Source organism: Mesorhizobium sp. M0106 (genome assembly GCF_040322715.1).
In the GTDB taxonomy this organism is placed as follows: domain Bacteria; phylum Pseudomonadota; class Alphaproteobacteria; order Rhizobiales; family Rhizobiaceae; genus Mesorhizobium.
Map to the genome: position 1 here is coordinate 1 of NZ_JAMYUA010000105.1, position 2,812 is coordinate 2,812.

General features: G+C 58.5%; 4 protein-coding genes and 1 pseudogene. 2 read left to right on the forward strand and 3 right to left on the reverse strand.

Features of this window, described 5'->3' with window-relative positions; genetic code table 11:
- On the forward strand, positions 1-197 hold a 197-nt coding region (locus tag NKJ55_RS35140; protein WP_352453887.1), incomplete at its 5' end, for a hypothetical protein.
- Between the two features lie 375 nt (positions 198-572).
- Here NKJ55_RS35140 and NKJ55_RS35145 read toward each other — a convergent pair.
- On the reverse strand, positions 573-854 hold the full coding sequence (locus NKJ55_RS35145; RefSeq protein ID WP_352453888.1) for a hypothetical protein: 282 nt from the start codon (positions 852-854) through the stop codon (positions 573-575).
- A 116-nt stretch (positions 855-970) separates the two neighbouring features.
- On the reverse strand, positions 971-1,171 hold the full coding sequence (locus tag NKJ55_RS35150; protein ID WP_352453889.1) for a hypothetical protein: 201 nt from the start codon (positions 1,169-1,171) through the stop codon (positions 971-973).
- Positions 1,172-1,263: 92 nt separating this feature from the next.
- Between NKJ55_RS35150 and NKJ55_RS35155 the strand changes: the two are divergent.
- Positions 1,264-1,867: pseudogene (locus NKJ55_RS35155) on the forward strand (protein-L-isoaspartate(D-aspartate) O-methyltransferase); the annotation flags it as partial.
- A 662-nt stretch (positions 1,868-2,529) separates the two neighbouring features.
- Here NKJ55_RS35155 and NKJ55_RS35160 read toward each other — a convergent pair.
- Positions 2,530-2,812 (reverse strand): transposase (locus NKJ55_RS35160; protein ID WP_352453890.1); only part of this gene is annotated, 283 nt, incomplete at its 5' end.

Genomic DNA, 2,812 nt, shown 5'->3' on the forward strand with positions numbered 1-2,812 from the left:
ACGGCTCGGGGCCGATGTGGATCGCTATTCCTTCATCGCAGTGGACTTCCACCACCTACTCCTTGCCGGTCTCCCGGCGCACTAAATTGAGAATCCGGGCTGCCCCATTCTCGCAATTAATCGCCAAACCTAACCGAAGCGACCGCATTCTCATCATTAACTGCCAAGCGACACTACGTTACAGTATCGTCGGTTGAAGTCGGAGCGTTGAAAATTTATCCCTCACGCACAGTTCTCGAATTTACGATCCTCGTTCTTTTGCTACTCATGGCGTATCGGATCGCCTATCTTGTTGCGCGGAGTATATAAGCGCGTCCAAGAAATGCAGGGCCGGCGCCAAGGGGCAAGCGCCCATAGGAAAGCCCGCTGCCGGTTCGACAGCGGGCTTACAGGACACCCTTGGAGTGTGCGGCTACATCCACGACCACATACGATCATAATCCACGATGAGCGGATAGTTCCCGACAATCTCCACCGGCCCGACTGCATCAGTGATTTCTAATAGTTGATGCTTGCGGCAGGTGGTGCCCTCCATCGCCTGCCGAAGATCGGTGTCCTCCGATCGGCCCGCGTCAAGTCATGTCGAAAAGGCTGTAGGCCAGCGCAGAAAGCAAATCGTTGGCGACTGTTGGCAGCTTCGCATGGATGCTGATCACTACAGCGACGCTCATCCCGGCGAAGAGCGAATCCAACTTGTCTTGGATTTCAACGATGACGTTGAAGAGATGATGATCGCTGCCGGTATCGATGAAGAGAAGCGGCTTAGCTAGATTTCTTCCAGCGCGCCGCAGCTGCCGTTCTGGCAATCTCAGAGCGCTGTTCTGGCGTGAGTGCTTTGAGGCGGGCCTTGCCACCGATAAGCCCGCCCTTGCGGGCACTGGCGAGTGGCTTCTTGTCCTCAGTCTCGCCTGTCGCCAGATCGACAATCGACTTCGCCAATTGGTTTGGGTCGCGCGGGCGCTTGGGGGCTTTAGGTCCGGTTGGCAACGTCATCCCCCTCCACGGCACGCTCAAGATCATACAGTTCGGTCAAAGTGCCGTCGCTGGCGTAAATGCTGAATTTGATATTCCCCGCTTTGAGTTCGCGCGCTTGGCTTACGACCTGCCTGCTGGACAAGTCGTTGATCACTAGGACGTTCGGCTCCTTGCCAAGTTTTATGGAATAACTCACCGTCCTGCTTCCCATGCGTTTCGCTAAGCATATAGGAGTTCGGCCCGAACCGCGACAAGCGCGGCGTCAAATTTCAAACTGACCCACTACCCGATCTTGCAAGCGAAGAACTCGGCAAGGCGACGCTCGATGAGCGGGTGATGGCAGCGATGCGGCGGGTGCCGCGGCATCTCTTCGTTCCAGCCCCGGTCGCCCCTTATGCCTACTAGGACATGCCGCTGCCGATCGGCTTTGATAAAACCGTCTCGCAGCCCTTCGTCGTCGCTCTCATGACCGATTTCCTTGCACCGCAACCGCACGAGGCGGTACTCGAGATCGGCACCGGCCTGGGCTACCAAACCGCAATTCTCGCGGAGCTCGCCGGGCAAGTTTGGAGCGTCGAAATCATCGAGGAATTCGCAAGCCATGCCGAGGCTCTCCTGCAGGGGCTCGGCTTATCCAATGTCGGCATTCGTGTCGGAGACGGGTCGCGCGGCTGGCCTGAGCACGCCCCATTCGACAAGATCCTGGTCACGGCGGCGGCTGAGCAGACACCGCCGGGTTTTCTGAAGCAACTCAAGCCGGGGGGGACGGCTGGTTCTGCCTTTGGGATCTGAAGAAGCACAGTTTCTGACTATCATCGACAAGGATGCGGCAGGGCAGCTCGGGACTCGGAAACTCATCCCGGTTCGGTTCAGCCGGCTCGAAACGGTCTAATGAGGGGTGCGGCTGCGCGGAGCCGTGCTGGAAGATCAGGATAACGCGCGCCGCATCGATCACACGGGCGCTGAATGGCATCGCCGATCTTTTGACGTCCATGCCCGCTACTCGTGGAGCACGCCTGCAGCCACCGGTCGCAGCCGCTGGCGATCATGCCGGCGCGGTCGTATTGCGCGCTTCTCAAAGACCCTTATCCAGCCTACTGTGTGCCTACCAGAGGGCAAATGGGTCGCTGATCTGGGAAATGACGGCCAAAGGCTCAAGGAATTCGCCCAGTGGCCAACACGTGGCGGGCAGGAGGTAACGATGGATCTCAAGGACAGGCGCATCTGGTACGGCGTGGTAGCCGTGATCGTGGTATTGGTCGTGATTGCGTATGCGGCTGGTTGGTTTGGCGGCACACCGATACCAGCGCCGCAGCAGTGAGAGCGATCGTCATTCTCGCTTGGTGGCAGCTGACTGGTCAGTCTCTAAAGGTCGAAGGAAGGGATCCGTGATCGGCTGTTACGCTGGTTCGGCTACCATCCTGACGACGCACAGCCTGGACCGTTTTTGAGCGCAATCCGCAACACTCCGCCATCGGGCCGGGTAACTTCGACAATGGTTTCGACGCGGACAAACTGGGGACTGTCAGGATTCTGTGCGCGAGGCCGGTTTCGTCATTGGCTGACGAACCTTTCGCCGAAGACGACGGCGAACTGGACCTTTGCCTCGAACCATTCGCGCGGCGGTCGTTTCCATTCCTCGGCCGCATGGTTCAAGACCAGATATAGCAGCTTCATGGCCGCGTCGTCGTTGGGGAAGTGTCCACGTGTTCGAACGGCGCGGCGCAGCTTCGAGTTCAGCGCCTCGATGGCGTTCGTAACCGGTATGATCATGACGGTGCCATCCGATCCCCGCTGGAGATGAGCGATTTTCGGCGTATGGTGCGACCATCCGGGA